Source organism: Vibrio renipiscarius, from assembly GCF_000827885.1.
Classification (GTDB): domain Bacteria; phylum Pseudomonadota; class Gammaproteobacteria; order Enterobacterales; family Vibrionaceae; genus Vibrio; species Vibrio renipiscarius.
Genome location: NZ_JTKH01000006.1, coordinates 356,488 through 372,485 on the forward strand (window position 1 = coordinate 356,488; position 15,998 = coordinate 372,485).

A 15,998-nucleotide genomic window follows, 5' to 3' on the forward strand; every position below is an offset into this window, starting at 1 on the left:
TAGCGGAGTTGAGCGGAGGTTCTGCTCAATTCCGAGGGGAAAGTTGCCCCAAACTGTTATACACTCAAAGCGTATAGAGTTAAGGCTAAGAGGTTAGCGAATGACAGATAAAAGCAAAGAGAGCGGCAGTAAGCTGCTGTACTGCTCTTTCTGCGGCAAAAGCCAGCACGAAGTTCGCAAGTTAATCGCCGGTCCGTCAGTCTACGTTTGCGACGAATGTGTTGATCTATGTAACGACATTATCCGCGAAGAAGTCAAAGATGTGCTTCCTAAGAAACAATCTGAAGCGTTGCCTAAGCCACGCGAGATTCGTGAGCACCTCGATGATTATGTGATTGGCCAAGATTACGCTAAAAAAGTGCTAGCGGTAGCCGTTTACAACCACTACAAGCGTTTACGTAATGGTGATACAACGAGCGAAGGTGTTGAGCTTGGTAAGAGTAACATTCTGCTTATCGGTCCAACCGGTAGTGGTAAAACACTGCTTGCAGAAACGTTAGCTCGCTTCCTAGATGTACCGTTTACTATGGCGGATGCTACGACCCTGACAGAAGCAGGTTACGTAGGTGAAGACGTAGAAAACATCATCCAGAAGTTACTTCAGAAATGTGATTACGACGTGGCGAAAGCGGAACGTGGTATTGTATACATTGATGAAATCGATAAGATCTCTCGTAAAGCTGAAAACCCATCAATCACGCGTGACGTGTCTGGTGAAGGTGTTCAACAAGCGTTACTAAAACTTATCGAAGGCACGGTTGCTTCTGTTCCACCACAAGGTGGTCGTAAGCATCCTCAACAAGAGTTCCTTCAAGTTGATACATCAAAGATCCTCTTCATCTGTGGTGGCGCATTTGCGGGCCTAGATAAAGTGATTGATCAGCGTGTAGCAACCGGTGCTGGTATCGGCTTTGGCGCAGAAGTGCGTTCAAAAGACGAGAGCAAAACCATTGGCGAACTGTTCAAGCAAGTTGAGCCAGAAGATTTGGTTAAATACGGTCTTATTCCTGAATTCATCGGTCGTCTACCAGTTACAACGACACTGACAGAATTAGATGAAGAAGCACTGATCCAAATTCTTTGTGAGCCAAAGAATGCACTGACGAAACAGTACGCAGCACTATTCGAGCTAGAAGATTCTGAACTGGAATTCCGTGAAGACGCACTACGTGCTATCGCTAAGAAAGCGATGGATCGTAAAACAGGCGCTCGTGGTCTACGTTCAATTCTTGAAGCGGTACTGCTTGAAACCATGTATGAACTGCCATCAATGGACAACGTAAGCAAAGTTGTTATCGATGAATCAGTCATTAATGGGGAGTCTGAACCACTGCTGATTTTCAGCAATGCAGACAATCAAGCTGCTGGCGCGGAATCGTAATTTCGAGACTTGTGACAGTAAACAAAAAAGGAGGATATGAAATCCTCCTTTTTTTTATTCCTCTATTGAATCCAATCAATTAACCCCCATATATTGCTCATAAGACTAAGCGGAAGAGAGAATAATATGAACTTGGAACGTTCCGAACGTATCGAGATCCCCGTACTACCTCTACGAGACGTAGTAGTTTACCCGCACATGGTAATCCCTTTGTTTGTTGGCCGAGAGAAGTCGATTGCTTGCTTAGAAGCTGCGATGGAAGTGAACAAGCAAGTGATGTTGGTTGCGCAAAAAGAAGCCGATACTGATGAGCCGACGAAAGACGATCTGTTTTCTGTTGGAACCGTGGCGACAATCCTACAACTGCTTAAGCTACCTGACGGCACCGTTAAAGTGTTGGTTGAAGGTCAGCAGCGCGCTAAAATTCATCAGTTTATTGAAAGCGAATACTTCCTTGCCGATGCGGAATATCTTGTCACTAATGACCTAGATGAGCGTGAGCAAGAAGTCATTGTACGCAGCGCAATTAATCAGTTTGAAGGCTTTATCAAGCTAAATAGCAAAATACCGCCAGAAGTGCTTACTTCGTTAAATGGTATTGATGAAGCTGCACGCCTAGCGGACACAATTGCTGCGCACATGCCGCTAAAATTAGTCGATAAGCAAAAAGTACTTGAAATTCAAGATGTCACAGAGCGCCTAGAGTTCCTTATGGGCCAAATGGAATCTGAGATTGACATTCTTCAAGTCGAAAAGCGCATTCGCACTCGCGTGAAAAAGCAGATGGAAAAATCTCAGCGTGAGTATTATCTGAATGAGCAAATGAAAGCGATTCAGAAAGAGTTGGGCGAAGGCGAAGACGGTGTTGATGAATTTGAAGTTCTGAAAAAGAAAATCGAAGAATCAAAAATGCCGCAAGAAGCGCGCGATAAAACAGAACAAGAACTGCAAAAGCTTAAAATGATGTCGCCAATGTCGGCAGAAGCGACCGTCGTTCGTGGTTACATCGATTGGATGATCGGTGTTCCTTGGTCTAAGCGTACGAAAGTGAAGAAAAATCTGGCGAAAGCGGAAGAGATCTTAAACGAAGATCACTACGGCTTAGAACGCGTGTAAAGAACGTATTCTTGAGTACTTAGCAGTCCAAAATCGAATCAACAAGCTGAAAGGCCCAATCTTATGTTTGGTTGGTCCTCCTGGTGTAGGTAAAACCTCTCTAGGTCGTTCAATTGCATCCGCGACCGGTCGTCAATACGTCCGTATGGCGCTGGGTGGGGTACGTGATGAAGCTGAAATTCGTGGTCACCGTCGTACTTACATTGGTTCAATGCCGGGTAAATTGATTCAGAAAATGTCGAAAGTTGGTGTGAAAAACCCACTCTTCCTATTGGATGAAATCGATAAAATGTCTTCTGATATGCGTGGTGATCCATCATCGGCATTACTGGAAGTACTTGATCCTGAACAAAACAATGCATTCAACGATCACTATCTAGAAGTGGATTACGATTTGTCGGATGTCATGTTTGTTGCGACATCAAACTCAATGAACATTCCAGGCCCATTGTTGGACCGTATGGAAGTGATTCGTCTATCGGGTTACACCGAAGATGAGAAGCTCAATATTGCGAAAAGTCACTTGCTTGATAAGCAGGTAAAACGCAATGGATTGAAGCCTCATGAAATCACCATTGAAGACTCTGCAATCATCGGCATTATTCGTTACTACACGCGTGAAGCGGGTGTGCGTAGCTTAGAGCGTGAAATTTCTAAGATCTGTCGTAAAGCGGTGAAGAATATTCTGCTAAATAGCGAATTGAAGTCTGTCACTGTGTCGATGGATAACTTGAAAGAATACCTAGGCGTGCAGCGTTTTGACTTTGGTAAAGCAGACGACAGTAACCGAATCGGTCAAGTCACCGGTCTTGCATGGACAGAAGTGGGTGGCGATCTACTCACGATTGAAACTGAGTCAATGCCGGGTAAAGGTAAGTTGACGCAGACGGGTTCATTGGGTGATGTGATGAAAGAATCCATCCAAGCGGCAATGACCGTCGTGCGTTCTCGTGCTGAAAAACTGGGTATCAACTCTGACTTCTACGAGAAGCGTGATATTCATGTTCACGTTCCTGAAGGTGCAACACCAAAAGATGGCCCAAGTGCGGGTATCGGCATGTGTACGGCGCTGGTTTCAAGTTTAACCGGTAACCCAGTGAAAGCCGAAGTGGCGATGACGGGTGAAATTACCCTACGCGGTGAAGTTTTACCTATCGGTGGTTTGAAAGAAAAACTACTGGCAGCGCACCGTGGTGGTATCAAAACGGTACTGATTCCGAAAGACAACGAACGTGATTTGGAAGAGATTCCTGAGAATGTGATCGCAGACTTGAAAGTCATTCCAGTTCAATGGATTGATGAGGTTCTGAGCGTTGCGCTTGAAAGAGATCCGTCAGGGGTTGAGTTCGCTGTTGAAAAATAGTGATGTGCAGCAAAAATAAGTAAAAGATTACGCTGATCAGCTGAAAAATGCTTGTCAGCGTTTTTTTTGGACGCTAACTTTAGCCACTGTAGCTTGAACCCTTGCTAGATAAGGGGTAGAGCTGAATTTTGAAATTAAACGGAACGAATAGCCGTCTTAAAAAATAATAACAGATGGCGCAAAGGGGAAATACCGTGAACAAAACTCAATTAGTAGAAAAAATCGCTGAAAACTCAGACCTATCTAAAGCAGCAGCTGGCCGTGCACTAGACGCATTCATCGAGGCGGTAAGCGGTACTCTACAATCTGGCGACCAAGTAGCTCTAGTCGGCTTTGGTACTTTCAGCGTACGTACGCGTGCAGCTCGCACAGGTCGTAACCCTAAAACTGGCGAAGAGATTCAAATTGCTGAAGCGAAAGTACCTGCGTTCAAAGCGGGTAAAGCACTAAAAGACTCTTGCAACTAATCAAGCAAGCTAAGCGTCATTAGTTTGTTAAAACCGTTTTAAATTATGCGCATCCTACTGATGCGCATTTCTTTTTCTGATATCATCGCACTAACGAAATTATTTTTAATAGAAGCCGTGTTGTCTCATGCAGAGACGATAACGGATCATACGCGGAGAGTAACAATAGTATGATGGATCGATTACGCGAAGGCGTGAATAGCATCGCGGTTAAAATTATCCTAAGCCTGATTATCCTATCTTTCGTATTTGCGGGAGTAGGTAGCTACATCGTTGGTGGTACCAACAACGTGGCCGCTCAAGTAGGAAATGTCGAAATCAGTCGTGGTGACTTCGAACAGGCTTACCAAAACGAACGTAATCGTATGCAAGCTCAGCTTGGTGATTATTTCTCTAATTTACTGGCTGACCAAAACTACGTTGAGTCTTTCCGCAAATCAGTGCTTGACCGCATGGTTGATGATGCGTTGTTAGAGCAGCATGCTCAAACACTGGGTCTGCGTGTTGGTGATGCACAAGTACGTGAATTGATGCTGGCAATGCCACAATTCCAGGTAGACGGAAAATTCGATTCAGAAGTTTACCAGGCAGGACTGCGTCGTGCTGGTTTTAGCCCTGAAAGCTTTGCTCAATACCTGCGTCGTCAACTTGTTCGTAATCAATTAGTTTCTGCGACTCAAGCAAGCGATTTTTCACTGCCTGGTGAAGTGAATGCGCAAAGCAAATTGATCATGCAAACACGCGAAGTAAAAACGATTACTTTGGCTTTAGCTGATTTTGCTCAAAAAGTAGAACTAAGCGAAGACGAGATTTCTGAGTACTACACGCAGAACCCTGATCGTTACACGCGTCCTGAGCAAGTTAAAGTCGCTTATATCGAGCTTTCTGCTGAAGCACTAAAGCAAGGCATCACGATTGATGATGCGCAAGCACAAGCCTACTACCAAGCGAATTTAGATAAGTTTTCTTCAGAAGAGCAACGTGAAGTAAGTCATATCTTGGTGCAAGGTGATGACCAAGCAAAAGCTCAAGCTATTTTAGATGAGCTGAATGCGGGTGCTGATTTTGCGACGCTAGCAGAAGAGAAGTCTGACGATCTCGGCAGTTCAGACGTGGGTGGCTCACTCGGTCTTATCGAGCGTGGTACGATGGATCCTATGTTTGAAGAAGCGGCTTTCGCTTTGAAAAATCCAGGTGACGTAACGGGTTTAGTTAAATCTGATTTTGGCTACCATATCATTAAGCTAGATGCGCTTAAGGATGCAGTCGCGAAACCATTTGCTGATGTTGTCGCAACGATCAAGCAAGAAATGCGCGATCAACAAGCGGTAGACCAGTACTACGAGCTACAAAGTGAATTGGAAAAAGTCGCGTTTGAATACCCAGACTCGCTAGACGATGCTGCAAACGCAATTAATGCGACGATTCAAACGACCGATTTCATCTCTCAAGTTGATGCGCCTGAATTGCTAAAATCACAAGCGGTGATTCAAGCGATTCTTAGCCCTGAAGTGAAAGATGACGGTTTGAACTCTGAAGTGATCGAAGTGGCTCCTGAGCACGTTATCGTTGTTCGTGTTGAAGATGCGCGTGATGAGACGGTATTGCCACTTGAAGACGTTCGTGAACAAGTTGTCGCGCAACTGTCGAAGGTCAAAGGCGAGCAGAACGCAATCGAGTTAGCGGAAACCATCGTTGCTGAGCTGAAAGCAGGGAATCAAGCGGTATTGGCTGAAAATGGCCTTGCATTTGGTGACGTTGAAAATGTTGACCGTGGTTCTCATCTTGCAGATGTTGTTTTTGCAATGACAAAACCGGTTGATGGCAAGGTTGAATACGCTCAAGCGAAAGTGTTTAACGGTGATGTTGCTGTCGTTGAATTGTTATCGGTATCCGATATGTTCACAACTCAATACAACGACCAAATTGCAGAGCAAATGATCCAAATGAATGCGCAACAAGACCTTTCTGGCTTGATCAGCATTCTACGTAAAACAACCGATATCGAGTACTTTGATGTGGCCCAATAAGTCGCCGCAATGTAAATGATATTGTTATCAAAATGGGCAGCCTCGGCTGCCCATTTTGTTTCTAGCGATTGATATTAACAATTCGTTATATAACGGAATATGGTAGCCATTCCATCATTCTGTGAATAAGGAATCCTAATGAATATCAAAGCACTCTTTCTCTCTATCGTACTGACGCTTTGCCTGCCTATAAGTGCGGCTTTTGCTGAGGAAACGATGGGCGACCCTAAATACGATGGCATCGAAATTGTTGTTAACGTGAATCAAGCATCGGCGCAAGAAATCGCAGATTTACTGAAAGGGATTGGTCTAAAGAAAGCGGAAGCGATTGTGCAGTATCGGGAAGAGCAAGGCCCGTTCAAACACATCGATGACTTAGCAAAAGTAAAAGGAATCGGTGAAGCGACGGTGGCCAAAAATGCCACACGCATTCAACTCTAACGCTTGGCCCGCGTCTAAGTTCCTTCTACTGGCTTAGCTGAACAAAAATGCCCAAGAGATAACCAATATTTCTTGGGTTTTCATTTCTACTGAAAATCCCTAGTCAATTAGCGAAATCTTCCCTAGAACCTAGCGACAAATAGCACTATAATTTCCCGCCGAAAGGCCATGGCATTATTGCGGTGGCAAAACCAACTTGGAGTAATTCATGTCCTCTCATACGCCGGTTATTACCGTTGATGGACCAAGTGGTGCGGGTAAAGGCACTCTTTGTATGCAACTCGCAAATAAAATGGGTTTCCACTTGTTGGATTCTGGCGCTATCTATCGCGTACTTGCGTTAGCCGCTATCCATCATGGTGTTGAGCTTGATGCTGAAGATGCACTTGTTGCACTAGCGACTCATCTTGATGTGCAGTTTGTTGCCGAAGGTGAGTTAGTGAAAGTCATCCTTGAAGGCGAAGACGTCTCGGGTGAACTTCGCAAAGAGCAAACCGGTATGGCAGCATCTAAAGTTGCAGCGTTACCACGAGTACGTGAAGCTTTACTGCGTCGTCAACGTGCTTTTGCCGATGGCAAAGGTTTGGTGGCGGACGGTCGTGACATGGGAACCGTCGTCTTTCCGCAAGCTGAAGTGAAAATTTTCCTTGATGCAAGCGCACAAGAGCGTGCCCAGCGACGCCTTAAACAGTTGCAAGATAAAGGGTTAGATGTTAACTTTGCTGACCTTTTAAGCGAGATCCAAGAGCGAGACGACCGAGATCGTAATCGCCCTGTGGCGCCATTGCGCCCAGCTGAGGATGCGCTAGTGCTTGATTCTACAACAATGAATATCGACGAAGTGGTCGAAAAAGCACTACAATATATCGAATCTAAACTGACTGCGTAATTCGCGGGGTCAGCTCAGAGCGTTGGCTGCAAGGATGATGGCCGGCGAATTTAATAACCCCATGTGGTAGGACACCCGTGGACGTTTAATTTATTGAAGATTAAATAAATGACTGAATCTTTTGCTCAACTCTTTGAAGAGTTTCTGAACGAAACTGAATTCCAACAAGGCAGCATCGTTAAAGGTACTGTAGTAGCTATCAAAAACGGTTTCGTTCTTGTTGACGCTGGTCTTAAGTCTGAATCTGCTATCCCAGCTGAACAGTTCAAGAACGCTGCTGGCGAACTTGAAGTTGCTGTTGGCGACGAAGTAGACGTAGCTCTAGACGCTGTTGAAGATGGTTTCGGTGAAACTCAACTTTCTCGTGAGAAAGCGAAACGTCACGAAGCTTGGATCGTTCTTGAGAAAGCTTACGAAGAAGCTGAAACTGTTGTTGGTATCATCAACGGTAAAGTTAAAGGCGGTTTCACTGTTGAACTAAACGGTATCCGTGCTTTCCTTCCAGGTTCACTTGTTGACGTACGTCCAATCCGTGACACTGCTCACCTTGAAAACAAAGAGCTAGAGTTCAAAGTTATCAAGCTTGACCAGAAGCGTAACAACGTAGTTGTTTCTCGTCGCGCAGTTATCGAATCTGAAAACAGCGTTGAACGTGATGAGCTACTTGAAAACCTACAAGAAGGCGCAGAAGTTAAAGGTATCGTTAAGAACCTAACTGACTACGGTGCTTTCGTTGATCTAGGTGGTGTTGACGGTCTTCTACATATCACTGATATGGCATGGAAACGCGTTAAGCACCCATCAGAAATCGTTAACGTAGGTGACGAAATCCTAGTTAAAGTTCTTAAGTTCGATCGTGAGCGTACTCGCGTATCACTAGGTCTTAAGCAACTTGGCGAAGATCCATGGGTAGCAATCGCTAAGCGTTACCCAGAAGGTCACAAACTTTCTGGTCGTGTTACTAACCTAACTGATTACGGCTGCTTCGTAGAAATCGAAGAAGGCGTTGAAGGTCTAGTTCACGTTTCTGAAATGGATTGGACTAACAAGAACATCCACCCATCTAAAGTTGTTAATGTTGGCGACGAAGTTGAGGTTATGGTTCTTGAGATCGACGAAGAACGTCGTCGTATCTCTCTAGGTCTAAAACAGTGTAAAGCTAACCCTTGGCAGTCATTCGCTGAAGCGCAAGCTAAAGGCGATAAAGTAACTGGTAAGATCAAGTCTATCACTGACTTTGGTATCTTCATCGGTCTAGACGGCGGCATCGACGGTCTAGTTCACCTATCTGACATTTCTTGGAATGTTGCTGGCGAAGAAGCTGTACGTGAGTACAAGAAAGGCGACGAGATCTCTGCAGTTGTTCTAGCAGTAGACGCAGAGCGTGAGCGCATCTCTCTAGGCGTTAAGCAAATGGAAAATGACCCATTCAATGCTTACGCTGCAGAGAAGAAGAAAGGCGTTCTAGTTAACGGTACTGTAACTGCAGTTGATGCTAAAGGCGCAACTATCGAGCTTGAAGAAGGCGTAGAAGGTTACATCCGCGTTTCTGAAATCGCTCGTGACCGCGTAGAAGACGCATCTCTAATCCTAAGCGTTGGTGACAGCGTTGAAGCGAAATTTACTGGTGTTGACCGTAAAAACCGCGTAATCAACCTATCTATCAAAGCTAAAGATGAAGCTGATGAGCAAGAAGCAATGGCATCTATCAACAAGCAAGATGACGCTGCATTCGGCAACGCAATGGCAGACGCTTTCAAAGCAGCTAAAGGCGAATAATTTTATTCCCCTATAGTAAAAAGGAGCCGCAAGGCTCCTTTTTTATTTTTGTGGTCTAAAACCAATTTCAGCAATGAGAAGTTAACATGCTGAATTACATTTGCGCATATTGGTTAAATTTTGTTTAGAATTACTAGCAAGTGTTTGTTGGAATTGGTATTAGTTACTATAATAAGTGATAAATTACTCTACGAGGGAAATTATGACTAAGTCTGAATTGATTGAAAGACTTTGCGCTGAGCAAACACATCTTTCAGCAAAAGAAGTCGAAGATGCAGTAAAAGACATTCTTGAACATATGGCATCAACACTTGAGGAAGGCGATCGCATTGAGATCCGCGGTTTTGGTAGTTTCTCTCTCCACTATCGTGAGCCTCGCACTGGTCGCAACCCTAAAACAGGTGACAAGGTTGAGTTGGAAGGTAAATACGTTCCTCACTTTAAACCGGGTAAAGAGTTGCGTGAGCGTGTTAACGGTTAATTCAATTTGAATAAATAAAAGGCGGTTTGCTTCTGGCACTCCGCCTTTTTTCTTTCATACTAAGATAACCATGGAGTGTTTGACGCTTTTACTGCATAATCTTAGCATTAGATTTTCAGATGGATAATGGACTATGAAAATTATAAAAATCGTTATCGTATTGGTTTTATTTTTGGTAGCGTTAGCATTAGGTGCGCAAAATCAAGCAGTTGTCGACTTTAATTACTTGTTGGCTCAAGGCGAATTTCACTTATCCACTTTGCTTGGTGTTGTTTTTGTCTCTGGTTTTGTGGTCGCATGGATCATTTTTGGCAGCCTACATCTGAAATCACAGTTACAGATACGTAAACTGAACAAACAAATTAAAAAGCTCACTCCGGCCTCTTCTGAGGTTGAAGAAAGTAAAGCATAATCGAGATAGGTAGACTTTTTCCTCAATGCTAGAAATACTCTTCTTGTTATTGCCACTGGCCGCTGCATATGGCTGGTATATGGGTAATCGTAGTGCCCAGCAAGATAAGCAGAAACACTCGAATCAAATATCCCGTCAGTACGTGATGGGCCTTAACCTGCTGCTGTCAGATCAATCTGATAAGGCTGTCGATCACTTCATCGAACTACTTCAAGTTGATAGTGATACCATCGACACCCACTTAGCATTGGGTAATCTATTTCGTTCTCGCGGCGAGGTTGATCGGGCCATCCGTATTCACCAAAACCTCATCTCGCGTTCTGGTTTAACGATAGACCAAAAAAATATTGCCCTTCAACAGCTCGCAAAAGACTACATGGCGTCAGGTTTTCTTGATCGCGCGGAAAAGATTTTCGAACAACTTGTCGATGAACCCGATCACCGCGAAGCCGCACTGCAACAGTTAGTCGCGATTTATCAGCAGACTCGTGAATGGCCGAAAGCAACGCATTATGCGCAGTTACTGGTTAAGTTAGGTCGTAAGCGTATGCGAAATAGCATTGCACATTTCTATTGTGAGATGGCGATGCAAGCGCAAGGAGAAGGGGAGCGTCAAAACGCCATTTCTTACTTTAAGCGCGCGTTGAGCGAAGACCCTAAGTGTGTTCGTGCCAGTATCTCTTTAGGCAAGTTGTATCTAGAAAGTGAAGATTATCTTCATACCATCAAGTATATGACGATGGTGATTGAGCAAGATATCGACTTTATCAGTGAAGTCTTGCCAACGCTGGCTGACTGTTATCACCATTTAGGTCAGGAAGATGAGCTGCTTGAATTTTTGCGTCACTGTATCACGAGCAAAGCGGGTGTTTCTGCTGAATTGATGCTAGCGCAGTTAGTGGCTCAGCACGATGGTTCTGTTGCGGCTCAGGAGCTGTTAACTCGTCAATTAGTGAAAAACCCAACCATGAAGGGTTTCTTCCGCTTGATGGATTACCACTTGATGAATGCAGAAGAGGGCCGAGCGAAAGAGAGTTTGGCGACGTTGCAAAAATTGGTGGGCGAACAACTTAAAGTAAAACCACATTTTCGTTGCCGCAAGTGCGGATTTTCAACGCACTCTATGTATTGGCATTGTCCGTCCTGTAAAGGTTGGGGCACGATTAAGCCAATCCGTGGGTTGGATGGCGAATAAACGATTTAAATGCAGCTAATTTATTAGCTGCATTTTTTTAAATAAAAAAATTTTAATGATAATAAAGAAGTTAATTAGGAGATGAAATGATCGACCAAAAAGTCATCGTAGCACTGGATTATGACAACCAAGCGGACGCATTTGCATTTGTAGATCGTATTGACCCTGCGTCATGCCGTCTTAAAGTAGGCAAAGAAATGTTTACGCTGTTTGGTCCTGATTTCGTCAAAGAACTGCATAAACGTGGTTTTTCTGTGTTCCTTGATTTGAAATTTCATGACATTCCAAACACATGTTCAAAGGCTGTTCGTGCTGCCGCTGAAATGGGTGTTTGGATGGTCAACGTTCACGCGAGTGGTGGTGAACGTATGATGGCAGCCTCTCGAGAGATTCTTGAGCCGTATGGCAACGATCGCCCACTATTGATTGGTGTGACCGTGTTGACCAGTATGGAGCAAAGTGATCTGGCTGGTATTGGTTTGGATATGGCACCGAAAGATCAAGTGATTCGTCTTGCGAGTCTTACTCAAAATGCAGGTTTGGATGGTGTTGTGTGTTCTGCGCATGAGTCATCAATGCTTAAATCTGCGTTAGGCCAAGAGTTTAAACTGATCACTCCGGGTATTCGTCCTGCTGGTTCAGACCAAGGCGATCAACGCCGTATTATGACACCGGTTGAAGCGATGCAAGCGGGCTCAGATTACTTGGTTATTGGCCGTCCTATCACGCAAGCGGCAGATCCAGCGTCAGTACTGGCTGCGATTAACGCGACATTAGCGTAACAAAATAGCGAATACCCAAACAACGTGAAGATGCAGGTAGGCGAACTGCGGACAAAGTCTCTGAACATAGATGCGCTATGTGATGAGGTTTGAGCAGTGCCAGTCAACACCCCACGCAACTTCACGTCGGAAGGGTATATAACGTGATGACCTATATCAAAACCAGCCGTTGGCTGGTTTTTTTGTGTCAACGTTGATCAACGCGGCAGGATGCAAGTAAGTGCTCGCTTGTTGCCCGGCGATGAGCAGACAATAAAAAAGGCCGCTAATGCGACCTTTAATCAAAATTAAAGCAGTATGCTTACCACTTTTTCTTTTCGCCAAACAAAATGTCCATATCTTCTTCGCGCTCTCTATCGGCCATTTGCTGCATTTCAGTCGCATTTTGGCTTTGTCGGCGTTTGATGATCTCATCGTGCATGGCTTGCAGTTTTTCACGAGCTTGCACTGAGTAAGGATCATTTTTGGTCGCAAGAACGTCCAAGCCTTTTCGTAGTAGCTGGATTGCCGTACCAGGTTGGTCGCGATTAATCGCATCATTTGAACGTTTTACGACGTTTTCAATATTAATGCGTACTTGAATGCTTTCTAGGCGTGCGTTTTCAATGACATACGCTTCTGTACCAAAACGACCTTTGTTGTGTTCATTACGAACGGTATCGCGTAAACGCTTTACCAGCTTGAGCATAACAATGGCTTGTTTGTCTGTGCTTGGTACTTTGAAGGTCGTACTTTCGCCGCTTTGAAAATTGGCTTGTACATTATCAATTTGCTGCTTAACGTGTTGAACTCTTTGCTCAAGTTGTTTGTTCTTTGGGTCTAATTCGCACATGTTTTGCACTGCATCGAGAATGCGATGGTTTAAACAAAGCAGGAGCTCTTTGCTAAAGGGCAGGTGATGAGCGTGACCAATGAGTTCTTCAGTCGTGTCGATAATGGCGATATAGCGCGCACTTTCTTGTTTTTTCGCCGTAGCGATTTTTGCATTGTATTGGAGGATGATGTTGTAACCGACGACAAGCACCAACAAGATTGCGACTAAGGCAATGATTAAACCAATATTCATAAATTCCGTTATCTTAAGTTTATGATGGCTAGCCGCTAAGCATACACGATTGTGTAAGCCTAAGGCACCAAATATTCCGACACGGCCTCATTATTACTGCTTGCTAGATTGATTAATATGGAAAAGCGATTTTCAGGCGATAAACTGAGCTTTCGATTGCAAAATCATGCTGATAAAATCGCCAACGTCGAGGTGTGGGGACGAATCCATCAATTTTACTACCAATTTAGTTATAGAGACGTTATAACTAAATCTTATAATTAATATAACCAAGTCCTCATTAAAGATGATTTCAGTGACGACTTTGTTATATTTACCTGAACGTCGATAAGGGATTACGAGGTCAAGAATGAAATTACAGCAATTGAAGTATATTGTTGAGGTCGTCAACCATAACTTAAATGTGTCCGCCACCGCAGAGAGTCTTTTTACGTCCCAGCCTGGGATCAGTAAACAAGTTCGATTACTTGAAGATGAACTGGGTATCCAAATTTTTGAGCGTAGCGGCAAGCATTTAACGCAAGTGACCACCGCCGGCGAAGACATTATTCGTATTTCTCAAGAAATATTGGCGCGAGTGGAGAGCATCAAAGCCGTCGCGGGTGAGCATACCCATCCAGAAATGGGCACGTTGAACATTTCCACCACGCATACGCAAGCACGCTATGCATTGCCCGATGTGATCAAGGGATTCACGGCACGCTATCCGAAAGTGTCATTGCATATGCATCAAGGTACGCCGAGTCAAATGTCAGAAGCGATTGCCAAGGGAACGGCAAACTTTGCGATAGCGACCGAAGCGCTGCATCTCTATCAAGATGCGATTATGTTGCCTTGTTATCACTGGAATCGTTCCATTGTCGTCCCCAAAGATCACGCTCTAGCACAGAAGGCAAAGCTCACGATTGAAGACCTAGCTTCTTATCCGTTAGTGACCTATGTATTTGGTTTTACTGGCCGCTCGGAACTGGATACCGCGTTCAACAAAGTCGGTTTAACACCAAAAGTTGTCTTTACGGCCACAGATGCTGACGTTATCAAGACGTATGTTCGCATGGGAATGGGGGTTGGTGTGATTGCGAGTATGGCGATCGATAAAGATCAAGACCATGATTTGGTCGCGATTGATGCCAGTCATATATTCAGTGCCAGTACCACCAGTATTGGTTTCCGTCGTGGTACGTTCTTACGCTCTTACATGTTTGATTTTATGGTGCGCTTTGCTCCACATTTAACCCGTCCGGTTGTCGAACAAGCGTTATCACTTAAATCGAACGCTGAAATCGAAGAAATGTTTAAAGACATTGAATTGCCAGTGCGTTAATTCACTACAAAATCGTTTCACTTCCCTCTAAACTTAGCGCCTCGCAACGTGGCTCATTAGAGGGAAGCATGCACACTCTATTCAACTCCATCGATACCTACCTCCTAGAGCATCAAGATTATTGGCGCTTTGAGCCATTCTTTGTTTCTCAAAATACAGAATTACCTTGGCAGCAAAGTCATCCATTGTTATGTCAGTGGCTTGCTGAACTGACCAATAGTCAGGTTGACAGTTTCAAACAAGACCAAGATAAATTGGTTCAGGCCGTCGCCTGCTATCTGCCTCAAATAAGCTCTATTCAGTCACAGTTATCTTTACCAACGTTGACGCTAAACGGCTTGGAACTCGCACGGGGCGTCGATAGTGGTGTGCCGGGGCGGAAACTGTCCCAAATTACCGCGATGGGAGAAGCCGCATTGCAAAACCATCATGGTGAAGAGTGGCTAGAATGGTGTTCTGGTAAGGGCTTTTTAGGGCGGATTTTGGCTAGCCAAAGTCATCAAAAGGTTACTAGCTTGGAATATCAAGCGCCGCTCTGCCAATCTGGTCAGTTGGAAGCGGATAAACAGCAATTACCAATGACATTTATTCAGGGCGATGCGTTGAGCGAGGACGTAAACCAAGTGTTTAATTCGCACCAACATGCAGTTGCCTTACATGCTTGTGGTGATTTGCATGTTTCTCTCATTGAAAAAGGCGTTAATCATAACTTGCCGGCAATGACGCTTTCACCTTGCTGCTATCATTTGACATCAGGGGCAGGCTATCGAGCGCTTTCTTCTCAAGGCCAGCGTTCAAGCTTGACTCTGAGTCGTTCGGAGTTGCGCATTCCATTGCAAGAACTCGTCACCGGAGGCGAGCGTGTTAAGCGTCATCGCTTATTGGAAATGAGCTACCGCTTAGGGCTGGATCTCCTATTGAGAAAAGAGCTCCAATTTGATGATTATCTTCCTGTTCCCAGTGTGAAAAAATCGCAGTTGTCTGATGGTTTCACCGCTTTTTGCTACTGGGCGGCAGAGCAAAAAGGATTTGTTTTACCATCGTGTGATTTTGACGAATATCTGCGACAAGGAACCGCGCGCTATTGGAGAATGGAGAAATTAAGTTTAGTGCAACAGCTTTTTAAGCGCAGTCTTGAGTTGTGGCTGGTACTGGATAAAGCACTCTATTTGCAGCAAAGCGGCTATGAGGTGACAGTGAGCGAGTTTTGCTGTCGTGAAGTGACGCCACGAAATTTACTGATTCAAGCTAAGCGAAAGTAACGCTATTTGA

General features: G+C 44.5%; 13 protein-coding genes and 1 pseudogene. 13 read left to right on the forward strand and 1 reads right to left on the reverse strand.

Annotated elements, in window-relative coordinates; translation table 11 throughout:
- Positions 1-100 precede the first annotated feature (100 nt).
- The 11 genes and pseudogenes from clpX (at position 101) to pyrF (ending at position 12,336) form a co-directional block, all read left to right on the forward strand.
- Entirely contained in the window at positions 101-1,381 is a 1,281-nt protein-coding gene (gene clpX / locus OJ16_RS04920) for an ATP-dependent protease ATP-binding subunit ClpX (RefSeq protein WP_040988005.1), read from the forward strand.
- Between the two features lie 126 nt (positions 1,382-1,507).
- Positions 1,508-3,860, forward strand: a pseudogene (lon, locus tag OJ16_RS04925) (endopeptidase La).
- A gap of 173 nt (positions 3,861-4,033) precedes the next feature.
- Positions 4,034-4,327, forward strand: coding sequence for an HU family DNA-binding protein (locus tag OJ16_RS04930; protein ID WP_268871251.1), 294 nt, complete (start codon positions 4,034-4,036; stop codon positions 4,325-4,327).
- A 170-nt stretch (positions 4,328-4,497) separates the two neighbouring features.
- Positions 4,498-6,357 (forward strand): peptidylprolyl isomerase, encoded by a 1,860-nt coding sequence (ppiD, locus tag OJ16_RS04935; protein ID WP_040988007.1) that lies wholly within the window; start codon positions 4,498-4,500, stop codon positions 6,355-6,357.
- Between the two features lie 138 nt (positions 6,358-6,495).
- Positions 6,496-6,798 (forward strand): ComEA family DNA-binding protein, encoded by a 303-nt coding sequence (locus OJ16_RS04940; RefSeq protein WP_040988009.1) that lies wholly within the window; start codon positions 6,496-6,498, stop codon positions 6,796-6,798.
- Positions 6,799-7,006: 208 nt separating this feature from the next.
- A complete protein-coding gene (cmk, locus tag OJ16_RS04945; RefSeq protein ID WP_040988011.1) occupies positions 7,007-7,687 on the forward strand; it encodes a (d)CMP kinase in 681 nt (226 codons plus the stop codon).
- Positions 7,688-7,795: 108 nt separating this feature from the next.
- On the forward strand, positions 7,796-9,466 hold the full coding sequence (rpsA, locus tag OJ16_RS04950) for a 30S ribosomal protein S1 (protein WP_040988013.1): 1,671 nt from the start codon (positions 7,796-7,798) through the stop codon (positions 9,464-9,466).
- A 202-nt stretch (positions 9,467-9,668) separates the two neighbouring features.
- Positions 9,669-9,947: an integration host factor subunit beta gene (ihfB, locus tag OJ16_RS04955; protein ID WP_040988015.1), complete on the forward strand. Its 279-nt coding sequence runs from the start codon at positions 9,669-9,671 to the stop codon at positions 9,945-9,947.
- A gap of 133 nt (positions 9,948-10,080) precedes the next feature.
- Positions 10,081-10,359 carry a lipopolysaccharide assembly protein LapA domain-containing protein gene (locus OJ16_RS04960; protein WP_040988017.1) on the forward strand — a complete coding sequence of 93 codons (279 nt, stop codon included), beginning with the start codon at positions 10,081-10,083 and terminating at the stop codon, positions 10,357-10,359.
- 25 nt (positions 10,360-10,384) lie between these two features.
- The gene (lapB, locus tag OJ16_RS04965) at positions 10,385-11,554 is read left to right on the forward strand and encodes a lipopolysaccharide assembly protein LapB (protein ID WP_040988019.1); all 1,170 of its coding nucleotides are present in this window, start codon (positions 10,385-10,387) and stop codon (positions 11,552-11,554) included.
- A gap of 86 nt (positions 11,555-11,640) precedes the next feature.
- A complete protein-coding gene (gene pyrF / locus OJ16_RS04970) occupies positions 11,641-12,336 on the forward strand; it encodes an orotidine-5'-phosphate decarboxylase (protein ID WP_040988021.1) in 696 nt (231 codons plus the stop codon).
- Between the two features lie 301 nt (positions 12,337-12,637).
- On the opposite strand, the gene OJ16_RS04975 is transcribed toward pyrF, so the two are convergent.
- Complete coding sequence (locus tag OJ16_RS04975; RefSeq protein ID WP_040988023.1) at positions 12,638-13,402, reverse strand: hypothetical protein; 765 nt, start codon at positions 13,400-13,402, stop codon at positions 12,638-12,640.
- 349 nt (positions 13,403-13,751) lie between these two features.
- Here OJ16_RS04975 and cysB point away from each other — a divergent pair, with 349 nt between their 5' ends.
- Both cysB and OJ16_RS04985 read left to right on the forward strand, forming a co-directional pair.
- The gene (gene cysB / locus OJ16_RS04980) at positions 13,752-14,726 is read left to right on the forward strand and encodes an HTH-type transcriptional regulator CysB (RefSeq protein ID WP_040988025.1); all 975 of its coding nucleotides are present in this window, start codon (positions 13,752-13,754) and stop codon (positions 14,724-14,726) included.
- Positions 14,727-14,794: 68 nt separating this feature from the next.
- Entirely contained in the window at positions 14,795-15,988 is a 1,194-nt protein-coding gene (locus tag OJ16_RS04985) for a methyltransferase (protein ID WP_040988026.1), read from the forward strand.
- Positions 15,989-15,998 lie beyond the last annotated feature (10 nt).